1 pseudogene is annotated in these 497 nt (G+C 69.8%); it reads left to right on the forward strand.

Going from position 1 to position 497, the window contains the following annotated elements:
• A pseudogene (locus ACLN58_RS22600) lies at positions 1 to 497 on the forward strand (transketolase); the annotation flags it as partial.

Consider the following 497-nt stretch of genomic DNA (forward strand, 5'->3'; position numbering starts at 1 on the left):
ATCGGGCCGGTCCTGCCGGAGCTGTGGGGCGGATCGGCCGACCTGGCCGAGTCGAACAACACCACGATCGAGGGCTCGCCCTCGTTCATCCCGGCGTCCCGCTCGACGGCAGCGTGGAAGGGCAACCCCTACGGGCGCGTGCTGCACTTCGGCATCCGCGAACACGCGGCGGCCTCGATCGTCAACGGCATCACCCTCGGCGGGAAGACCCGGGCGTTCTCCGGCACGTTCCTCATCTTCTCCGACTACCAGCGCCCCGCGATCCGCCTCTCGGCGCTCATGGGCATCCCGTCCACGTACGTGTGGACGCACGACTCGATCGGCCTCGGCGAGGACGGCCCGACCCACCAGCCGGTCGAGCAGCTGGCCTCGCTTCGCGCGATCGTGGGCCTCGACGTCGTCCGTCCCGCCGATGCGAACGAGGTCGCGTGGGCGTGGAAGACCATCCTCGAGAACACCTCGAACCCGGCCGGCATCGTCCTGACCCGCCAGAACCT

This window comes from Sinomonas sp. G460-2 (genome assembly GCF_047759905.1).
GTDB lineage: Bacteria > Actinomycetota > Actinomycetes > Actinomycetales > Micrococcaceae > Sinomonas.